Origin of the sequence: Treponema sp. UBA7567 (assembly GCF_002476655.1) — a bacterium.
In the GTDB taxonomy this organism is placed as follows: Bacteria; Spirochaetota; Spirochaetia; order Treponematales; family Treponemataceae; genus Treponema_D.
Map to the genome: position 1 here is coordinate 12,704 of NZ_DLLH01000006.1, position 2,637 is coordinate 15,340.

The 2,637-nt window shown below is 41.0% G+C and carries 3 protein-coding genes; all 3 read left to right on the plus strand.

The genetic code is table 11. The features are described 5' to 3' along the window. The coding region (locus tag B3Y13_RS00455; protein WP_296691928.1) for an ATP-dependent helicase at positions 1–1,361 on the plus strand (1,361 nt) is incomplete at its 5' end. 98 nt (positions 1,362–1,459) lie between these two features. Continuing rightward, positions 1,460–2,059, plus strand: coding sequence for a pre-peptidase C-terminal domain-containing protein (locus B3Y13_RS00460; RefSeq protein ID WP_296668160.1), 600 nt, complete (start codon positions 1,460–1,462; stop codon positions 2,057–2,059). Between the two features lie 127 nt (positions 2,060–2,186). Continuing rightward, a partial coding sequence (locus B3Y13_RS00465) for a solute carrier family 23 protein (RefSeq protein WP_296691931.1) occupies positions 2,187–2,637 on the plus strand: 451 nt, incomplete at its 3' end.

Sequence of the window (2,637 nt, forward strand, 5' to 3'; positions counted from 1 at the left end):
ATTCATGGCGAGGAGCAGACTACCAAAACATAGTCAATTTTGAAAAAGACTTTCCTGCTGTAAAAGAAATCCGCCTCGAGCAAAATTACCGCTCGACAGGAACAATTCTTGCGGCGGCAAACGGAGTAATCAAGCACAACACAAACCGAAAGGACAAGCAGCTCTGGTCTGGAAAAGGAGAAGGCAAGCCGATTGAAGTTTATAGTCCGGACAACGAAACAGCCGAAGCAGACTTTGTTGTAGAAACAATTCAGGCGATTTCTGCCGAAGAAAAACGCAAATATGACGATTTTTGCGTCTTATTGAGGGCAAACACTCAGTCGCGCGCAATTGAAGAAGCCTTTTTGCAGGAAAACATTCCTTATACGATGAGCGGCGGAACTTCATTCTTTCAACGAAAAGAAATAAAAGACATAATCTCGTATCTCCGCGTAATTTCCAACCACGATGACGATGTGAATCTTTTAAGGATTATAAATGCGCCAAGACGGGGAATCGGACGGGCGACAATTGAAAAATTAAATCAAATTGCAAAAAATTTGAGCTGCTCGCTTTACGAAGCCATAAAATCTCTTCTTGAAGTTCCGGAAGACGAAGCAGACCTTTTTATGCAAACTTCTCCGTCAAAATACGGAATAGACGATGGACTTGATTTTTCTGAGGGAACTAAAGATTCTCTCAAGGATTTTATAGATATTATAGATTCAAACAAAAGCATGCTAGGCGGACACGGACTTTCAAAAAAAGTGCGCAAAATGGTCGAAGACATCCACTATTTTGACTATCTTATTTCAGAAAATCCAAAATCAGAAAAAGCAGCCAGATTCAAGTTTCTAAATATCGAGTCCTTAATCAATTCAATCGAAATGTGGGAAAACAACCCGGAAACTCAAGATCCGACTCTTTACAATTATTTAAACAGAATCACGCTTTTGTCGCGCGACGACATGGACGACGAAGAGGATCACGGAAAAGTCAACCTTATGACGATTCACGCTTCAAAAGGACTTGAATTTCCGGTCGTTTTTATAATCGGCTGCGAAGAAGGACTTATTCCCCACGGACGCGCAGTTGACGAAGGCGGAAATGCGGCCGTCGAAGAAGAAAGAAGGCTTTTTTATGTTGCAATTACGCGTGCGAGAGACAAACTTTACATTTCATCATGCTTAAAGCGAAGGCACATGCAGTCTGTCGTTGAATGTACACCTAGCCGTTTTCTTGAAGAAATTCCTTCAAGCCTTGTAAAATACTATGAACCTCCAGCGCCAGTTGATGATAAAACCGCCGATGAGTTTTTCGCGCAGATGAAAAAAAGATTCTCTGCACCGATTGTACCAGGCTTTAACAATCTGCAACGTTAAAAAACGGTAAAATATCGTAATTTTACAAAATAAAGACAGGAAAAATTGTTAAAGGAAGATTAGAATATAAATATCTCAATTAAGGAGGAGATATAAAAATGAAATTAGTTACAAAAGTAACAACAGCTATCGCAGCACTTGCAGCAGTTGCAATGCTCGCATCTTGTGGATCTACATCTGGAGCTTCTTCAGAGGCTTCAGCTCCAGCAGCTGTACCAGCAGCCTCAGGAAACGCTTCTGTATGGGAATGGAAATCTATTCCACTTTCAGATATTGGTACAAACGATACAGTAATCGATGATCGTTTCATTCTTGACCCAGTTTCTAATCCATTGGACGCAGAATTTGCCGCAGTTGCAGGAAAAGCAAAATTCAAGACTGAAGACCTTGGAACAGCTATCTACCTTCAGAACAAAGCAGCTTCTAATAAAGACAATATCAAAGATGTTTTCCAGGCTGCATTCGAAGTAGTTGTAAAAGCTCCTGCAAAAGTTACATTGACAATCTCTGGAAACGGCGATGCTACTCCAGCCCGTGTATTTGGCGTATTTGATCCAAGCGGTGCTATGATTGCTTCTGTAGACAATCTCGGTCAGGATGCAAAATCAGAACTCGTATTCGATGCAGCAGCAGCTGGTGCTTACACAATCAAAGCTTCTGGTACACGTATCTACGGTGTAAAAGTTGAATCTAAATAAGTTTAATATGTAAACTTACCGAAAGACCGGGTTTATTAAAACCTGGTCTTTTTTTTTAATAAAATTAGATGATGTTGAAAAAAATATTTACATCAACCTTATTTTTTAAATTTTTTGGAGAAAAAAAATGGAATTGATTTATGGAATCAAGGACAGACCAAGCTTAGGAAAAGTAATCCTTTTTGCGCTTCAGCAGCTGCTTGCAATAATGGCGGCGACAATCGCAGTTCCTGCAATCGTTGGAAACGGACTTAGCGCCTCTGCGGCCCTTTTCGGCGCCGGAGTCGGAACGTTTGTTTACCTTCTGTTCACAAAAAGCTCAAGTCCTGTATTTTTGGGAAGTTCATTCGCTTTTATCGGCTCAATGTTCAGCGCTTTTGGCGGAGCTGCTTCTGTTACAGTCGGTTATTGGGGACTTATTATCGGTGCTGTAATGGCAGGTCTGGTTTATGTAATTATCGCAATAATCGTAAAATGCTGCGGTGTAAAATGGATTGACCGGCTTATGCCACCGGTAATCATCGGTCCAACAGTTTCCATAATCGGTCTAAGCCTTTCTGCGAATGCTGTCAGCGACC